Genomic DNA, 479 nt, shown 5'->3' with positions numbered 1-479 from the left:
ATAGAAAACACCGCGCCCGTGTTCTACCACCTCGGCGATACGTCCGAAATCGCCTTTATGCTCAACACGCTTGCCCGACGCTATTCAATCATCTACGCCGTCGGCGTTTCTTTGGGGGGTAATGCTTTGGCCAAATATTTGGGCGAGCAGGGCAGCAATGCCGTTCCGCGCGCTTCTGCCGTCGTTTCTGCACCGGTTGATGCCGTAGCGGCAGGTACGCGTTTTGATCAGGGCATGACGCGACTGATTTACACGCGCTATTTTTTGAATTCACTGTTGCCGAAAGCCCAGGCGATTCCCCGGTTTCAGACGGCCTTAAGCCAGCAAAACTGCAAAACGCTTGGCGATTTTGACGACCGCTTTACCGCGCCGCTACACGGTTTTGCCGACCGCCACGATTACTACCGCCGCAATTCCTGCAAACCGTTTCTGAAAGGCGTGGATACGCCGTTGCTGTTGCTTAATGCCGTCAACGACCC

Annotated in this window: 1 protein-coding gene; it reads left to right on the top strand. The window is 55.1% G+C overall.

All coding sequences use genetic code 11. The annotated features are described in order from the left end of the window. On the top strand, nucleotides 1–479 hold a 479-nt coding region (locus tag ACTHUR_RS19650; protein WP_440400470.1), incomplete at both ends, for a YheT family hydrolase.

This window comes from Neisseria sp. P0021.S007 (assembly GCF_051956855.1).
Note: the sequence above shows the minus strand (reverse complement) of the source record. Positions and strands in the feature narration are given on the sequence as shown.